This is a genomic window from Pseudomonas sp. A0308, from assembly GCF_044218815.1.
Lineage (GTDB): Bacteria > Pseudomonadota > Gammaproteobacteria > Pseudomonadales > Pseudomonadaceae > Aquipseudomonas > Aquipseudomonas iridis.
Genome location: NZ_CP162581.1, coordinates 3492073 through 3508892, shown reverse-complemented (window position 1 = coordinate 3508892; position 16820 = coordinate 3492073). Strand labels below are relative to the sequence as shown.

The 16820-nt window shown below is 59.2% G+C and carries 11 protein-coding genes; 7 read left to right on the top strand and 4 right to left on the bottom strand.

Annotated features, from left to right (window positions below):
• Nucleotides 1-36: 36 nt before the first annotated feature.
• Entirely contained in the window at nucleotides 37-4650 is a 4614-nt protein-coding gene (locus tag AB4P92_RS16125; protein WP_395597873.1) for a dermonecrotic toxin domain-containing protein, read from the top strand.
• On the opposite strand, the gene AB4P92_RS16120 is transcribed toward AB4P92_RS16125, so the two are convergent.
• Complete coding sequence (locus tag AB4P92_RS16120) at nucleotides 4607-6160, bottom strand: PLP-dependent aminotransferase family protein (RefSeq protein WP_200612775.1); 1554 nt, start codon at nucleotides 6158-6160, stop codon at nucleotides 4607-4609. The two genes, AB4P92_RS16125 and AB4P92_RS16120, sit on opposite strands and share 44 nt — an antisense overlap.
• A gap of 91 nt (nucleotides 6161-6251) precedes the next feature.
• On the opposite strand from AB4P92_RS16120, the gene AB4P92_RS16115 reads away from it, so the two are divergent.
• The 3 genes from AB4P92_RS16115 to AB4P92_RS16105 are packed head-to-tail and all read left to right on the top strand — an operon-like array spanning nucleotide 6252 to nucleotide 8016.
• Complete coding sequence (locus AB4P92_RS16115) at nucleotides 6252-6875, top strand: FMN-binding negative transcriptional regulator (RefSeq protein ID WP_395597872.1); 624 nt, start codon at nucleotides 6252-6254, stop codon at nucleotides 6873-6875.
• Between the two features lie 10 nt (nucleotides 6876-6885).
• Entirely contained in the window at nucleotides 6886-7332 is a 447-nt protein-coding gene (locus AB4P92_RS16110) for a GNAT family N-acetyltransferase (protein WP_047304252.1), read from the top strand.
• A 12-nt stretch (nucleotides 7333-7344) separates the two neighbouring features.
• Nucleotides 7345-8016 (top strand): GNAT family N-acetyltransferase, encoded by a 672-nt coding sequence (locus AB4P92_RS16105; RefSeq protein WP_395597871.1) that lies wholly within the window; start codon nucleotides 7345-7347, stop codon nucleotides 8014-8016.
• 93 nt (nucleotides 8017-8109) lie between these two features.
• Here the strand turns inward: AB4P92_RS16105 and AB4P92_RS16100 are convergent, their stop codons facing one another.
• On the bottom strand, nucleotides 8110-9009 hold the full coding sequence (locus AB4P92_RS16100; protein ID WP_395599677.1) for a homocysteine S-methyltransferase family protein: 900 nt from the start codon (nucleotides 9007-9009) through the stop codon (nucleotides 8110-8112).
• A 113-nt stretch (nucleotides 9010-9122) separates the two neighbouring features.
• Here AB4P92_RS16100 and AB4P92_RS16095 point away from each other — a divergent pair, with 113 nt between their 5' ends.
• From AB4P92_RS16095 to AB4P92_RS16085, 3 genes are all read left to right on the top strand, one after another.
• On the top strand, nucleotides 9123-9944 hold the full coding sequence (locus tag AB4P92_RS16095) for an ABC transporter substrate-binding protein (protein ID WP_261735494.1): 822 nt from the start codon (nucleotides 9123-9125) through the stop codon (nucleotides 9942-9944).
• Complete coding sequence (locus AB4P92_RS16090) at nucleotides 9941-10777, top strand: amino acid ABC transporter permease (RefSeq protein ID WP_210623231.1); 837 nt, start codon at nucleotides 9941-9943, stop codon at nucleotides 10775-10777. Before AB4P92_RS16095 ends, AB4P92_RS16090 begins: the two co-directional genes overlap by 4 nt.
• Before the next feature lie 252 nt (nucleotides 10778-11029).
• Nucleotides 11030-13312, top strand: coding sequence for an autotransporter domain-containing protein (locus tag AB4P92_RS16085; protein ID WP_395597870.1), 2283 nt, complete (start codon nucleotides 11030-11032; stop codon nucleotides 13310-13312).
• Nucleotides 13313-13474: 162 nt separating this feature from the next.
• On the opposite strand, the gene oadA is transcribed toward AB4P92_RS16085, so the two are convergent.
• Entirely contained in the window at nucleotides 13475-15283 is a 1809-nt protein-coding gene (oadA, locus tag AB4P92_RS16080) for a sodium-extruding oxaloacetate decarboxylase subunit alpha (protein ID WP_042561842.1), read from the bottom strand.
• Nucleotides 15284-15384: 101 nt separating this feature from the next.
• A complete protein-coding gene (locus tag AB4P92_RS16075) occupies nucleotides 15385-16800 on the bottom strand; it encodes an acetyl-CoA carboxylase biotin carboxylase subunit (protein ID WP_042561843.1) in 1416 nt (471 codons plus the stop codon).
• Between the last annotated feature and the right edge of the window lie 20 nt (nucleotides 16801-16820).

Genomic DNA, 16820 nt, shown 5'->3' with positions numbered 1-16820 from the left:
CCCCGGTGTGCCCAACAGTCAGAGCAGGAATTGCCCATGCCCGAAATATCCATACCCAGCGCGGTCGATGTGTTGACCCAACTGGTGACCGGCCCCTCGTTGCGGGAAGTCGCCACGACAACACTGCGCCAGGCCCTCAAAACGCTGTATCCGAACCTGGAGATCGACCCGCAACGGGCCATGGTCGCGACGCCGACATGGGTCATCACTGACGAGCATGCAACCCCGGGGGCCGATAAGTTCGAATCCCTTACCGACGCGCTGGTGCGGCTTGGCCTGTCCGGCACCACGGTGACGTACCTCGACGACGAACACTTCCTGACCTTGCAGCCCACTGTCAGTCCGGCAATCCAGCTGCCGGTGAAAATCAGTGCCATCGCCCGGCTGATCAACGAGCTGGCGCCACTGCTGTTCGTTGCCTACAAAGAGCAACACATCGATTACTGGAGCGAAAACACCGCTGCGAATCACCCGCGCTGGTATCAACTGTCAGATGGCTTGCGCAGACTATGGAATGTCGACGCAAGCCTTGGCTGGGATGCCGATGAGCAAGCCATGGCCCTCGCCGTTTTCAACAACCCGGACAAACGAAAAAGAGCCAACGACAAGTACAAGACCCGCGCCTGTCTGATTGACCTGGATCACGGTGAAGGGGATGCCCGCAAACACACGACGTTGCTCAATACTGCCGTGCTGATCGGTACGCTCGGGCAGCGCACGCTGGTGCTCACTCACTCGGTGGTGCAAGGCTTCCGGCGCTTCGCTTCGGTGGACGAAATCGGCAATGCCCTGCCACACCGGTTTCGCGAAGGCGCCAGCGCCAAAGGTCTGAGCTGGCGACTTGTCGAGCCTGAAGGCGACTTCTTCAACCACCAGGCCTGCACTGTCATTGCGCTTGAAGCCGATGCGCTGGGCCAGATCAATTTCTTCGAAGGTCCGATTCTCAACAGGCTCTATCCTCACGCCGGAACCGCAGGCAACCATCAACAACCGATACCGCGCCTGAAACCGCACATCGAGCGACTGAGGCCAATGCTGCCCGGGTGGCTGGACGCTGCCTCGCCTGCCGATCAGACCCTCTACGGCCGACACTTGCTGGATCTGACGGTGGTGCAGCATGCGAACCAGGGCAAATCGTTTCAGAGCGAAGTGAAGGATCTGCAGACATTCACACGCGAGGCACTGACTGCACAGATTCTAAAAGACCACCCGACAGCAACCGATATCAAGCTCGACGACATCGAGATGACCATCGTCAGCCTGGTGATCTGGGGCACGTTCATAGTGCCGGGCGAATTTCAGACCAAAACGCTGACGCTTCTCGAACTCGCGCTGCAAAACCTGGCGGGCCTGCCCCTGGGCAATAAAAGGGTGGCCTACAAAGACGGCAGCGCGTTACCGCAATGGATGACCGTGACCTTTGTCGAAGAGCTGGTAAAGACCGTCGACATCGGCAGCACTTACCCCGCTTACCTGAAGAAAAAACTGGTCGACGACGCCACTCAGGCGGCTGCTTTGCAGGATCTCTATAGCCAACAGTTACCCCTTGAATTGCCGTTGCTGGCCCTGCAACACAAGATCCGTGGCGAAGCAGGTATCACTGAGCTGGGTTACCGATACGTGGTCGCGGCACTGAGCAGCGTCGCTGCAGATCGTCAGGTCGACGGGCAGGACATCGTCATCCGCCCTCTGGCATTCGTGACCCACCGCAGCACCTCCCGCGCGGACACCGTGGACAACATGTTCGTCATCGGCCCGCGCGAGCCGGACAAAGGGCCCTGCCTGCTTTATCGACCGCTGTTCGCAAAGGCGCTGATTCAATACCCCGGTCCTACCAATTTGCTGTACGCAATCAAGCATTCTCAGGATCTGCGCGAATCGGTATTGGCGTGGTTACCCGATAGCGTGCGATTCAACTTCAGCCAGTATGTGTTTGCGGCAAGGTTTCCCTCGGTGTGGGTCATTCCAGAGATAGTGATTCACCCGCTGACCCTCATTGATATGTCCAGGCCCGTCACGCTGGGCACCGACGTCATCGAAAGCGATGTTCTGGCAACGCTGCACAAGACCAATGTGCAAGCGGTCATCACCCAAGCTGACCGCCAATCGGTATCCAACGCGCAAGCACGCTGGGCCACGCTCAAACGCGGTGGCTGGGTACTCTTTAACGCGGCGCTGCCCTTTCTGGGGCGCGGTGTCTCGATAGCGGCCTGGATCTGGCAGATCATGGACGACTTGCAGGAGGTCAGCGACGCTGCCAATCAGCAATCCGGCAAAGTCGCCTGGTCGGCACTTGCCGATATTCTCCTCGCACTGGGCATGGTCCTCGCCCATCGCGCAGCGGTCGGTCACAAGCCCGCCCACAAGGCCATCAGTGCAGTTGATGCGTGGGAGTCGCCGACACCTCAACCCGTACCTGAGCTCATCAACCCTGTACTCGCGCCGGACATCGCGGGCAGTGAACTGGTCGCCAATCATGGGACGTCGATCAACACCATCGCCGCTCTAGAGCAATCGAACCACAGCCTCGCCGCACTGCTGGACCGTCTCAACGTCAGCAAACCCGAAACGCTTGGGACTGCGGCGAGTGAGGGCCCGTATCAGCACCTCTACCAACATGGCGGGAAATGGTACGCGCCGGTCGACAAGCGCTGGTTCCAGGTGCAGATCAATGAAGATGAACGCGTGCAGATCATCGACTCGAGCCGACAGCCTCCCGGTACCGGACCATTTCTGGTACGCAGCGCGGCCGGCCAATGGGTCGTCGATCTGCGATTGCGCCTGAGCGGCGGCGGCCTGAGCAGTCGGCGCAGACAGGTCCAGCGTCAGAACATGCAGCGCATATCTCAGCACCGAAGTGCTATCAGCGCTTTCGACTTGACGATGCCGTCCAAGCTGACTGAGCTCACAGAAGCCCGCACCGCCATGGACGCCGCCCTGCCGGAAACGGCCAAGACTGCACGCAAAAAATACCTCGACCTGCTGGATTCACAGCTCCAGGAATACGGGGAAAATATCAATCAAATCAGACTGTTGAATTCGCTGCAGGAGGTTCCCAATTTCCGCGCGGTGATAACCGAGCGGCTGGAGATGCAACTGTTCCTCGGCCAGGAATGGCTCATGGAGAACGGCACGGATTTTCAGGCCAATATCCGCGCTACGACGATGGCAATTGAGGACCGTAAGCAATCTTCGTCGCAGCGGTTCATTCAGACCTGCGAAGAAATGAGCGATCAGACTCAGGGGATCATGGAAAAAATCGACGCTTCCCATGCCCGGTTCGCAGAACTTGAACGCCTCGGCGAAGGCGCTGTGGAAATACTGATCAAATATCGGAAAACTCTGCCGGACTACGATCTGAATGATTTCAAGCTGCTGCAAATCTGTCTTGGCCAGGAGATTTGCGTCAAGCCGGGCACAACAGCGGTCAGGGCACAGGCGCAGGCGACAATGGAACAACTCATCGAAAGCGCAGCACTGAACGTTCAGAGCTCGCTGAATCTGAGTACCGATGAAAGTCTGCACAACCTCGGTGAGCGGATCGACACCCTGAATCACCTGACCCGGCAATTTGCCGCGGTGGATCAGGGTTTTGGCGATATCGCCGCCGAGTTTGCGGACCAGCTCAACCTTCCACGGCTTGCGCGGGTACGTGAAAGGGTCAAGGAGTTCAGCGACATAGCGGTCACGCAGCTGGCAGGCTTGCTGCGTGACCGGCGTCTGGTCGAACCTCAAGCCGGTCCGTCCAGGCCTGCAGGCATGAACACCCGGAAAATCATCAAGACCCGTAGCAGAGGCACTCTCGTCGGTGTACCGAAAACTGCGACTGAAGACGGGCCAAGCGACCTGGTCGAATTGCGCTCGAACATGGCAGGGGTCATCGCCACCTTTCAGGAAGAGTCACCCGGCGTTTGGGTGGAACACATTACGGCTACGCCGACGACGCAACTCCCTAAGCCGCCGCCTAGGCCCAATCTCAATAAAAGTATCCGCGCTGGCCAGGCACTGCTCGATGGCCTTGCGGAGTTTCACCGGGTTACCGACGCTCGGATCAAGCGGGGTCCGCGGCTCCCGGTGGAGGTCGAGGAGGAATACCACCGGCATGCAGCGCTTCTGCGTAAAGCCAACGCAGACATCGATGAGGCATTGACGGCGCGCAATGCCACGGCGGATCTCGACAACCCGACGCAAGAACTAGGTCACGCGCTGGAGAAGGCAGCAAAGGCGCTTGATGAAAAAGGCACCAGTACCCGGGCCAGAATGATCAAACAGCAGATGCCGACGGGAGCCGGCGTCGAATGGCTGAAAAATCACGGTGAAGTGACCATCGCCAAAATTCTTACGCGACGCGAACTCAAAAGTCGTCCGAATGACTTTCTGGACGAGTACGAAGTACGCGATATCAAAACCAGCAAGGTGGTGTGTTACGCGCACTTTCACTACAGCAGTGTCAGCGCGCCGTTAACGCCATTCCTCGCCGGACACCTGAAAACCAACGCGCAGCGGCATCTAGGGGGGACCTATGAATTGCGTGGTTTGAACAATCAGCAAGTCATCGATATTCACCGCAGCGAGATTTCCACCCAATTAGCCGAGACCTTGTTCTTCAAGCCCGCCAAGCCTGCTGCAACCGGGCCAACGCAGCTTTGATCGCGGCTTCCGGCACGGCGGCGAACCCCAGGACCAGTCCGGCGCGCTGGTCCTGGGGAGTCGTAGAGTCCGGCAGCCAGTAATGGCTCAAGCCGCTGATTTCGACATCCACGCGCGCAGCTTGCTCGATCAGTTGCCGCTCACGGTCGATGCTCTCCACCTTCACGGTCAGGTGCAGCCCGGCCGACACCGCCGGCAGGTCACCGACGCCGAGGATTGCCGTTGGCCAACCATCGAGCAACGTATTGCGCCGGTTCAGCGCGGCGCGGCGCATCCGGCGGATATGCCGCTGGAAATGCCCGGCCGCCATGAACTCGGCCATCACCGCTTGCGTGCTCACCTCGGAATGCCGGACATCCACCGCCCGGCGTTGCGAAAACGCTGGCACCAGCGCCGGTGGCAGCACCAGATAACCGAGGCGCAACGCCGGGAATGCGACCTTGCCGAACGTGCCGACATACAGCACGCGGCCCTGTTGATCGAGTGCCGCCAAGGGGGCCAATGGCGCGCCGGTGTAACGGTACTCGCCGTCGTAGTCATCCTCAACGATCCAGCCTTGCGTGCGTTCGGCCCAGGCGAGCAGTTCAAGACGCCGCGCCAGGCTCATCACCACGCCTGTCGGGTATTGATGCGAGGGCGTCACGTAGGCCACGCGACAATCACTGGCACCCGACAGTGCCGAGCAATCCATGCCCTCCTCGTCCACGCCAATCCCGCGCAGAATGCCTCCCGCCAAGGCGAATGCATGACCGGCCGCACGGTACCCCGGATTTTCGATCGCAACGCCATCGCCCGGCTCCACTAGCAGCTGTGCACAAAGACTAATGGCCTGCTGTGCGCCACTGGTGATCACAATTTGCTCAGCCGAGCACTGCATACCTCGCGAACTGCGCAGATAGGCCGCAATCAGGCTGCGCAGACGCGCATCGCCGGCCGGGTCGCCGTAACACATCTGCTGAAGGTCCGGTTTGCGCCAGAAAGCCCCGTTGAGCTTGGCCCAGACGTCAAACGGAAACAGATCGAATGCCGGTACACCAACCCGAAATGCGCGCGGCGGGCCACTGGGGGGATGGGGTAAATGGTTGTTTTCCAACCGCTGTAAAACGCCGCTGTGGATAACTTTACTGGATGAAAGCACAGTGGAATTTGCTGAATTTGTGGATAAGGCTGTGGGTAAGCCTGTTGAAAACCCTGTGGATACTTTTGTGGATAGTTTTTTCGCCTTGAGCGGGTCACGGGGCAGCTGGGCTACATAAGTGCCATCGCCCACCCGCCCTTCAATGAAGCCTTCGGCATAGAGTTGATCGTAGGCCCGAACCACACTATTGCGGGAAATCGCCAGCGCGGCGGCCAGATCACGGCTGGCTGGCAGGCGCGTGCCACTGGCTAGCCGCCCGTCGAGCACACGCAGTCGCAGCGCCTGATAGAGCTGACGGCTCAAGCCCTGACGGCGATCAAGCTCGATGCCCGCCGGGTTGAACGGCATGGACAACGTGGACAAATCAGGCATGGTAATGGACCTATGAAATTGGCCATCAATGGCTCTTACATCAGACCAATAGCCTGCCTAGGATGTATGTATTCGCCAAGGAAAATCTCTTATGTACACGCCGCGTGCCTTTGCCATCGATGAGCTGTCCCAACTCCACGAACTGGTCCTCGCCACTCGCCTCGCCATTCTGGTAACCCACGGCGAAAACGGTCTGCAAGCCAGCCATGTGCCGGTGCTGCTGCATTGCGAGCAAGGTGAATACGGCACGCTCTACGGGCATCTGGCCAGGGCCAATCCGCAGTGGAAGGACCTGCGCGACGGCGCCGAAGCGATGCTGATTTTTGCCGGACCGGATGCCTACGTCAGCCCGGGGTTTTATCCGAGCAAGGCCGAGCATGGCAAAGTCGTGCCGACCTGGAACTACATCGCCGTACACGCCTACGGCCACGCCGAGACCTTCAGCGACGGCGGGCGGCTGCTCGACATCGTCAGCACCCTCACCGACCGCCATGAGGCCGGCCGCGCACAGCCTTGGTCGGTCGCCGACGCACCCGCCGATTACATCGACAGCATGCTCAAAGCCATCGTCGGTTTCGCCATTCCCATCGACCGCCTGGAAGGCAAGCGCAAGCTCAGTCAGAACCGCAGCGCCGAAGATATCGCCGGCGTGCGCGAAGGGCTGGCCGCCAGCTCCGAATTCAACGATCAAACCCTCGCCCAATTGATGCGTTAAGGAACTCACCATGAGTCAGATCGAGATCCGTCAGGTCAGCGCCGACGACCACGCCGCCTGGCTGGCGCTGTGGCAAGCGTACCTGCGCTTCTACAACACCGAACTGCCGGAGGCGGTGACGAACAGTACCTGGCAGCGCTTCCTCGACCCGAGCGAACCGACGCACGCCGCCCTCGCCTGGGCTGACGGTAAAGCGCTGGGCATGGTGCATTACATCTACCATCGCTCGAACTGGAGCATCGAAAACTCCTGTTACCTGCAAGACTTGCTGGTGGCGCCTGAAACCCGCGGCACCGGCGTCGGTCGCCAGTTGATCGAGCACGTCTATGCAACGGCCAAAGCCGACGGCTGCTGCAAAGTCCATTGGCTGACCCACGAATCCAACGCTACGGCGATCCAGCTCTACGAGCGCATCGCCGAGCGCCCAGGCTTCATCCAGTTTCGCAAAGCCCTTTAAGGAGACGCGCTCATGATCACCTCACCTGCCGATTGGAAAGGCGTGCCCGCCCCCACGACCACGCTGCTCGAAGGCCGCTTCATCCGCCTGGAAAGGCTCGACCCGGCGCGCCACGGTGATGACCTGTTCAACGCCCTCGAAGGCCCCGGCGCCGACCCGAAACTCTGGGACTTCCTGCCCTACGGCCCGTTTCCCGAGCGCCACGTGTTCAATGACTGGCTGAATAATCACGCGGCCAGCAGCGATCCGTATTTCTTCAGCATCATCGACCGCGCCAGCGGCCAGGTGCAAGGCATGCTCAGCCTGATGTCGATTGTCCCGGCCCACGGCCGTATCGAAATCGGCCACGTGACTTTCGGCGCACCAATGCAGCGCTCGCCAAAAAGCACCGAGGCGGTTTACCTGTTGGCCAAACACTCCTTTGACCTGGGCTACCGTCGCCTGGAATGGAAGTGCAACAACGCTAACGCCCGCTCCAAATACGCCGCTGAACGCCTGGGCTTCAGCTTCGAAGGCGTTTTCCGCCAGCACATGGTGGTCAAGGGCCAGAACCGCGACACCGCGTGGTACTCGATTGTGGATTCGGAATGGCCGGCGATTGCGGCGGGGTTTGAGCAGTGGCTGTCCGATGAAAACCAGACGCCTGACGGTCAGGTGAAAGGGTTGGTCGAGTGCCGTGGTTAAAACCGCAAAAGCAAAAGATCGCAGCCTTCGGCAGCTCCTACACGGGACAAAATGTAGGCGCTGCCGCAGGCTGCGATCTTTTGATCCGCTTTCTTAAGCCAGTTTCTGCGCCAGCACTGCAATGTGTTCTGGTCCGATACCGCAGCAACCGCCCAAGTGACTGGCGCCGCGTTGCTGCCAATCTCTCGCCCAATGCAAATAACCTGGCGGATCGAGATCGTCGCGCAGCGGATCCAGTCCGTCATTGGCCGTTGCCTCCTTGGGCTGCGGCGGAAACGCATTGGCATAGGCGCCGATGTGAATCTTCACCCCCAGACGCTCGAAGGTAGCGCGTGCCGCATCAATCGCCGCGCCAATCACTTCCGGCTGGCTGCAATTGAATAGCAACGTTTCAACGCCCAACTCCGCTGCCACCGTAGCCGCCTCGGCGACCGGCTCGCCAGAACGCAAACGCGGTACGTCGTCAGTGTCTTCATCCTGCAAGGTAAACGACAGCCAGAACGGCTTGCCGTCCTGCGGGAGTCCGGCGTGGATGGCCCGTGCCTCGATAATCGAACTCTGTGTTTCCGCCAGCCACAGGTCAACGTGCGGTGCCAGTCCGTTGACCAACGGATTCAGCAATTCCGTTACTCGAGACGCGTCGAACAGATCAGGACGATAAGAGCCGAACAACGGAGGCAAGGAGCCGGCTACCCGCACGTTTTTACCCGATGCCTGCACCGCACGCCGCGCCAGTTCGCCGGCCAACGCTGCCAAAGCCTGACCTTCAGCGGCGAAACGCGTTTCGCCGATATGAAACGGCACCACTGCATAGCTGTTGCTAGTGATCACGTCGGCACCACTGGCGATATAGGCAGCGTGTACAGCCTCGACCGCTTGCGGTGCTTCGCTCAGCGCCAGTGCCGACCATTCTGGCTGCCGAAATGGCGCCCCGGCTCGTTGCAACTCACGGCCCATGCCGCCATCAAGAATAACCGTGCTCGCTGCGCCCATATGCTTTTCACTCATATGCTTATGAAAATAACTCACTATCAGAGTCGTTCTTATAACTATTTAATACGCACCATCCGGTTAATAACAACCTCTTTTTTATTCAGGGATCACCTGTGAAATTCCAACCACTACTGGCCCTGGGCCTGACGATTCTGGCCGCCTCGACCCAAGCCTTCGGTGGCACCACACTGGATCGCGTCGAGCAAAAGAAAGAGCTGGTCGGCGTGTTGATGGAAAGCTATCCGCCCTTCTCATTTCTCAACGATCAGAACCAGCTCGACGGCTTCGACGTCGATGTCGCCAAAGCCGTGGCGGAGAAACTGGGGGTCAAGCTGCGTCTCGAAACACCGTCCTGGGACGTCATCGCTGCCGGCCGCTGGAGTGGGCGCTACGACATCTGCATCTGCTCGATGACGCCGAGCAAGGCCCGCGCCGAAGTGTTCGACTTCCCGGTCGAGTACTACGCCTCACCGGCAGTGATCGTGGTCACCGCCAAGGATGATCGCATCCACAGCGCCAAGGATCTGAGCGGCAAGAAGGTCGGCCTTACCAGCGCATCCAGCTATGAAAGTTATCTGAACAAGAATCTGGTCATCGAGGGCGCTGAGGACACACAGCTCCAGTATCCATTCGAAGATGTACAGATCGCGCCGTACGATACCGACAACGTCGCGTTCCAGGACCTTGGCCTCGGTGCGGGCGTGCGCCTGGATGCGATCCTCACCAACCTCGTCACTGCGCAGCCACGCTTGAATGAAGACAAACGCTTCAAGCTCGCTGGCGAGCCGCTGTACTCGGAGCCGAACTCGGTCGCCATCGAGAAGGGTGATGCACAGTGGGACGCCAAGGTCCGCGAGGTCTTTGCCCAACTCAAACAGGACGGCACCCTGAGCAAGCTTTCGCAAAAATGGATCGGTGCCGACATCAGCCAATGACTTCTTTCCCGGTACCTCCCAAGCCACCGCAACCGGTGGCTGAATCACGCCTGCGCCGGCTGTTCGGTTTCCGGACAAGGCTGTACCTGACCTGGGCGGTGATGTTCTGCCTGTTCGCGGGGTTCTTCCTGAGCTTCGACCTGAAGTTTTCGATCATCCTCGACAAACTGCCTAACCTGGTCGGCTTGAAACTGGCACCTAATGGTTTCTTGCAGGGAGCAGCACTGACGCTGTTTCTGTGCGTGTGCTCAATCGTTGCTTCGGTGCTGCTGGGTTTCGTGACTGCACTGGCGCGACTTTCGAAAAGTGCGGTGGCCTTCGGCATCGCCAGTTTCTACGCCTCGTTCTTTCGCGGCACGCCGCTGCTGATCCAGATCCTGCTGATCTATCTCGGTTTGCCGCAACTGGGCATCGTGCCGGGCGCCATCGTCGCCGGGATCATTGCCCTGTCACTCAACTATGGCGCGTACCTCAGCGAGATCTTCCGCGCAGGCATTCTTGGCGTCCCGTACGGCCAGCGAGAAGCATCGCTGGCGCTGGGCATGCGCGACTCAGTCATTCTCTGGCGCATTACGCTGCCTCAGGCCATGCGCACCATCATTCCGCCCACGACCAATCAATTCATTTCGATGCTGAAAGATTCGTCGTTGATCTCGGTGATGGGCGTTTGGGAAGTGATGTTTCTCGCGCAGTCGTATGGACGTTCAAGCTATCGCTACATCGAAATGCTGACCACGGCGGCCATCATTTACTGGTTGATGTCGATTGGGCTGGAGCTGATTCAGGCGCGGATGGAGCGGCATTACGGCAGGGCGTACGTTCGCCGTACTTAAGGTGATCCGTAACGCGTCACGGGTTGATTGGGCAGTGACAGATGAGTTTTGCACCGCTGAACAGTCGGCGACGTCCCGCTTGATTGTAGGAAAAGGAAGCGCTGGATTCGGGTAAAACCACCGGCTGCGGATCTGGTGGAAATTTTCCACAAAATGATGCGACGTCGCCTGCAACGCTTCGGGAAGCAGCCGACATCGGATTCTTTGGCGCATCAATAGAGTTGGGTCTTCCGTTCAACAAGGCCCTACTTGATGCCCACTCAACACCGGTACAAACCACAACGTCTGTCTTTGGCTATTGCGCTGGCGCTTGGCTGCATGGAACTCGCGAGCGCTCAGCAAGTGCCTGAAGCCGCGGAGTCACCTGTAATCATGAACGTGCCGGAACTGTCGCAAGCCAGTCCCTATGAAGACGCTCTCGAAAGGCTTCAGGCTGTTTTCACCGATAAAGCTACTGTTGCCCACCCTTTCGTTGCAGCCGAAAGTACTTTTCAGGGGACCGATGCCAACGACCTAATCCTTCTGAAAGACGGCGCCAGCTTTTCCGGCCGGATCGATGGCGGCGCAGGAGATAACTTCTTGCTAGTGGATGTTTCTGACGGAGGCACGCTTAAAGACACCCGTAATTTCAATGGACTGTTTCTCGTCAAGGGAGACTGGACGTTGAGTAGCAAGGGAGACTTCAAGGAAGGCGTATTGGTACAAAATGATGGTGCCCTGACCAACCTGGGCACCATTGAAGGTGGCGCGATTACCGCCGGCAAGCTCTTCAACAAAGGGAGCATCAAAGGGGATGTGTATGTCGATAAGAACGGCAGCTTCGCAGGTAAGGGCACAGTAGGAAACTTGCACGTTAACGGTGTGCTCACGGTTAACGGATTGCTTGGTAGCCCACGGGTCAAAGGCGACTTGAGCCTATCGCCGACAGCGGAACTGGCCTACGAGGTCACGCCTGAAGGTCGTGGCCAAACGATCAAAGTCGACGGCACTGCCATGTTAGACGGCGCCACCCTTAGAGTCGTGGCCGCTCCAGGCGAGTATCCGCCAACCGGCTCGTACAAAATCATCGAGGCCGCGAAAGTCGAAGGTGAATTCGGCACGATCGTGAACGACCTCGCTTTCATGACAGCTAAACCGCTGTACAACAAAAAATCCGTCGGCCTGACTTACAGCCGCAATGAGAATCCACTAACGAGCGCTGCCACTACGAACAATGCCGCTTCGATCGCCGAAAGCATCATCGAGCCACAAGCGCCGTTGCAACCCACTGTACCTGCGCCAGCACCGCTGACAGCACCAACATCAATATCAGCTCCAGATCCGATTACAACTTCAGCTTCGACTTCAGTTCCTGCGCCAGTTGCCGATTCGGGTCCGGGTTTGATCGCAGTGGCGGCACCAGCGCCAGTTTCATCACTTGTACAGGACGACATCGTTATTGCACCTGCCAGCGAAGCTGCTGATACGCCCCCTCCTCCATCTCAAAGACCCGCAAGTGCAGCCGTCGCCGCGTTACTGGCCAGCGACAAGCAAACAGCCTCTGTCGCCCTGGAACAACTCGCCGCCGGCAGCAACGCCAACCTCGCCAAAGCCACGTTAAGCAGCGTTACCCCCGTGAGTGCAAGCATGCTGTCGGCCATGCGCCAACTCGACCATCGCACGGGCGCAGCTTACGGCTCGGGCAATTCACCCCGCGAAGCTGCCGGCGGTGCTGATTCCGGGCGAGTCTGGGTTCAGGCATTGGGCCATGGCGGCAAGGTTGATCGCGAGAACGACAGCACCCTGAAACACGCCACCCAAGGCCTGGTCATGGGCGCTGACTGGCGGCTCAATGAGCAATGGCATATCGGTCTGCTGGGCGGCAAATCCCAAACCAGACTCGATGCCCGCCAATACGATGGCGACCTCGACAGCTGGCACGTTGGCGCCTACGCCGTGCGTCAGGATGGACCACTGGCGCTGCGCCTGGGTGCCACTTACGCCAGCCATGACGGCAGCAGCAAACGTCGGGTGGCGTTCAACGGATTCAGCGATCGCCTCAAAGGCAATTACGACGCCAACACCCAGCAAGCCTTCGCCGAACTGGGCTTCAACTTCGGCCGCAACGACGTGACACTCGAACCGTTCGCCAGCCTCGGCTACCAACGTTATCAACGTGACAGCCACAGTGAAAAAGGTGGTGATGCGGCGCTGAAGGTCTTTGGGCAAACCCGCGACAATCTCAGCAGTACCTTCGGCCTGCGTACGGCAAAAATCCACACACTGGACAACGGCATGAGCCTGACGCCGCGATTGAGCGCCGGGTGGAAACACACCTTTGGTGAACTCGACAGCGACACCCGCCAGCAACTGGTCAAGGGCGGCAAACGCTTCACCGTGAACGGTGCAGAACTGGATCGCAACAGCCTGGGCGTCGATGCGGGACTGGACCTCGGACTGTCGACCAACCACACGCTGGGCGTGGCCGTCACTGGAGAGTTCGGCAGCGAAAGCCGAAATCACGGCGTGATGGGTCAGTGGCGAATGGCGTTCTAAATCGCTTCCTGTAAGAGCTGCCGCAGGCTGCGATCTTTTGATCTTCGTTTTAAAAGATCACAAGATTTCAGCCTGCGGCAGCTCCTACAGGTGAAAAAACGGAAAAAAAAAGGGGAGCACATGCCCCCCCGAGGTTTAAAACGTTTGATCGCGGCGGTTATCTCAGCCTTCGATCTCGATCAGGATTTCGCCCGGGTTCACCCGATCGCCCTTGGCCACATGAATCGCCGTAACCTTGCCGGCGATGGCGGCCTGAACTTCGGTTTCCATCTTCATGGCTTCGGTGATCAGCACAGCCTGGCCCGCCTTGACGGTGTCGCCTTCCTTGACCAGCACATCGACGATGTTGCCGGGCATGGTGGTGCTGACGTGGCCTGGAGCCGACGCTTGCTTGCGCTTGCTGCTGCCCCCGCCGACGAATTCGTTAAGCGGTTCAAACACCACTTCTTCCGGCATGCCGTCGATGGACAGGTAGAAGTGACGCTTGCCTTCAGCCTTCACACCGACACCCGTGATATCGACGCGGTAAGTCTCGCCGTGGACATCAATGACGAACTCGGTCGGCACACCTTCGCCGCTCGCCGACGTCACGGCGCCAGCCTCTGGAATCGGCAGCAGCACTTCCGGCACGAGAGTGCCGGCGGCACGCTCTTCGAGGAACTTGCGACCGATGTCCGGGAACATGGCGAAGGTCAGCACGTCTTCTTCCGACTTGGCCAATGCACCGATATCGGCACGCAGCTTGGTCATTTCCGGTTTGAGCAGATCGGCCGGACGCACGTCGATGACTTCTTCGCTGCCGATGGCCTGACGACGCAGTTTTTCATTCACCACGCCCGGCGCTTTGCCGTAGCCGCCCTGCAGGTAGAGCTTCACTTCGTTGGTGATGGTTTTGTAGCGCTCGCCGGCCAGCACGTTGAAGAACGCCTGGGTGCCGACGATCTGCGAAGTCGGGGTGACCAGCGGCGGGAAGCCGAGGTCTTCACGCACGCGCGGGATTTCCGCCAGCACTTCAGCCATGCGGTTCAACGCGCCCTGCTCTTTCAACTGGTTGGCCAGGTTGGAAATCATCCCGCCCGGCACCTGATTCACCTGCACACGAGTGTCGACAGCGGTGAATTCGCTTTCGAACTGGTGGTACTTCTTGCGCACGGCGTAGAAGTACAGGCCGATCTCTTGCAGCAGTTCAAGGTTCAGACCGGTATCGAATTCGCTGCCCTTGAGCGCAGCCACCATCGACTCGGTGCCTGGATGGCTGGTGCCCGAGGCGAAGCTGGAGATCGCGGTATCGATGTGGTCAGCACCGTTTTCGATTGCCTTGAGTTGGCACATCGTCGCCAGACCGGCGGTGTCATGCGAGTGAATGAACACTGGAAGCGACTGTTCGGCTTTCAATGCCCGGACCAGTTCACCGGTCGCGTAGGGCGTCAGCAGACCGGCCATGTCCTTGATCGCTACCGAGTCGCAACCCATGGCTTCCATTTGTTTTGCTTGCGCCACGAAAGCGTCAATCGTGTGCACGGGGCTGGTGGTGTAAGCGATGGTGCCCTGGGCGTGCTTACCGGCAGCTTTCACCGCTTCGATGGCCACGCGCAGGTTACGCACGTCGTTCATCGCGTCGAAGATGCGGAATACGTCGATGCCATTGACCGCTGCCTTTGCAACGAACGCTTTGACCACGTCATCGCTGTAATGGCGGTAGCCCAGCAGGTTCTGGCCACGCAGGAGCATTTGCAGACGCGTGTTAGGCAACGCGGCGCGCAGTTGGCGCAGACGCTCCCACGGATCTTCCTTGAGGAAACGTACGCAGGCGTCGAAGGTCGCGCCGCCCCAGCATTCCAGCGACCAGTAGCCGACTTTGTCGAGCTTGTCGCAGATCGGCAGCATGTCTTCGGTGCGCATGCGGGTGGCGAGCAGCGATTGATGAGCGTCGCGCAGGATGGTGTCGGTAACGAAGATCTTCTTAGTCATTGGTATCTCCTCATAGCGGCAAGCTTCAAGCTACTAGCTGCAAGAAAAAGCCAATCTGCTTTTACTTGCCGCTTGCAGCTAAAAGCTCGCAGCTGCTTCATTCATAGGCCTGCGTGGGCGGCGATGGCGGCGGCGATGGCCAAGGCCAGCTCTTCGGGTTTGCGCTTGATCGAGTAGTTGGTCAGTTCAGGGTGGCTTTCAACGAAGCTGGTATTGAACTGGCCGCTACGGAATTCCGGGTTGCGCAGGATTTCCTGGTAGTACGCGGCGGTGGTCTTCACGCCTTGCAGGCGCATGTCGTCGAGGGCGCGCAGGCCACGATCCATGGCCTCTTCCCAAGTCAGCGCCCAGACCACCAGTTTCAGGCACATCGAGTCGTAGAACGGCGGGATGGTGTAACCGGTGTAGATCGCCGTGTCGGTGCGCACACCCGGCCCGCCGGGGGCGTAGTAACGGGTGATCTTGCCGAAGCTCGGCAAGAAGTTGTTTTTCGGGTCTTCAGCGTTGATGCGGAACTGCAACGCGAAACCACGGTGCTGGATGTCTTCCTGCTTGACCGACAGCGGCAGGCCGGAAGCAATCCGGATCTGCTCGCGGACGATGTCGATCCCGGTGATTTCTTCGGTGATGGTGTGTTCGACCTGCACCCGGGTGTTCATCTCCATGAAGTACACCTCGCCCTCGGCGAGCAGGAACTCCACAGTACCGGCGTTCTCGTAGCCCACGGCTTTGGCTGCACGCACCGACAGGTCGCCGATGTAGGCGCGCTGTTCCGGGGTCAGTTGCGGGCTTGGGGCGATTTCAATCAGCTTCTGGTTGCGACGCTGGATCGAGCAGTCACGCTCGAACAGATGCACGACGTTGCCGAAGCTGTCGCCGAGGATCTGCGCTTCGATGTGTTTGGGATTGACGATGCATTTTTCCAGGAACACTTCCGCCGAACCGAAAGCCTTGGTGGCCTCGGAGATAACGCGGGGGAAATTCTGTTCGAGTTCTTCGCGACTGTTGCAGCGTCGGATACCGCGACCGCCACCACCGGAGGTGGCCTTGAGCATCACCGGATAGCCGATGCGGTCACCTTCGGTCAGGGCTTCGGCGATGTCCGCCACGTTGCCCTCGGTGCCTGGCGTAACCGGCACGCCAGCCTTGATCATGCTGCGGCGCGCTTCGGTCTTGTCGCCCATGCGGCGAATGACTTCTGCCGACGGGCCAATGAATTTGATTCCGCGCTCGGCGCAGATGTCTGCCAGTTCGGCATTTTCCGACAGGAAACCGTAACCGGGATGCAGTGCATCGCAGCCAGTTTCCACCGCGAGGTTCACCAGCTTGCGCGGGTTGAGGTAACCGGCCAGTGGTTCGGCACCAATGCTGTGGGCCTCGTCCGCACGCTTCACATGCAGCGCATGCCGGTCGGCGTCGGAAAAAATCGCAACCGAGCGAATGCCCATCTCGGCGCAGGCTCGCACGATTCGTACGGCAATCTCACCACGGTTGGCGATCAGGATCTTTTTTATCACTTGGAGGTTCCCTTGAGCCG

Coding starts and splice junctions, on each gene's coding strand:
- AB4P92_RS16090 (WP_210623231.1), top strand. CDS start 9,941: ATGACTTCTTTCCCGGTACCTCCCAAGCCACCGCAACCGGTGGCTGAA.
- AB4P92_RS16085 (WP_395597870.1), top strand. CDS start 11,030: ATGCCCACTCAACACCGGTACAAACCACAACGTCTGTCTTTGGCTATT.
- AB4P92_RS16100 (WP_395599677.1), bottom strand. CDS start 9,009: ATGGGCGCAGCGAGCACGGTTATTCTTGATGGCGGCATGGGCCGTGAG.
- AB4P92_RS16110 (WP_047304252.1), top strand. CDS start 6,886: ATGAGTCAGATCGAGATCCGTCAGGTCAGCGCCGACGACCACGCCGCC.
- AB4P92_RS16125 (WP_395597873.1), top strand. CDS start 37: ATGCCCGAAATATCCATACCCAGCGCGGTCGATGTGTTGACCCAACTG.
- AB4P92_RS16120 (WP_200612775.1), bottom strand. CDS start 6,160: ATGCCTGATTTGTCCACGTTGTCCATGCCGTTCAACCCGGCGGGCATC.
- AB4P92_RS16105 (WP_395597871.1), top strand. CDS start 7,345: ATGATCACCTCACCTGCCGATTGGAAAGGCGTGCCCGCCCCCACGACC.
- AB4P92_RS16115 (WP_395597872.1), top strand. CDS start 6,252: ATGTACACGCCGCGTGCCTTTGCCATCGATGAGCTGTCCCAACTCCAC.
- oadA (WP_042561842.1), bottom strand. CDS start 15,283: ATGACTAAGAAGATCTTCGTTACCGACACCATCCTGCGCGACGCTCAT.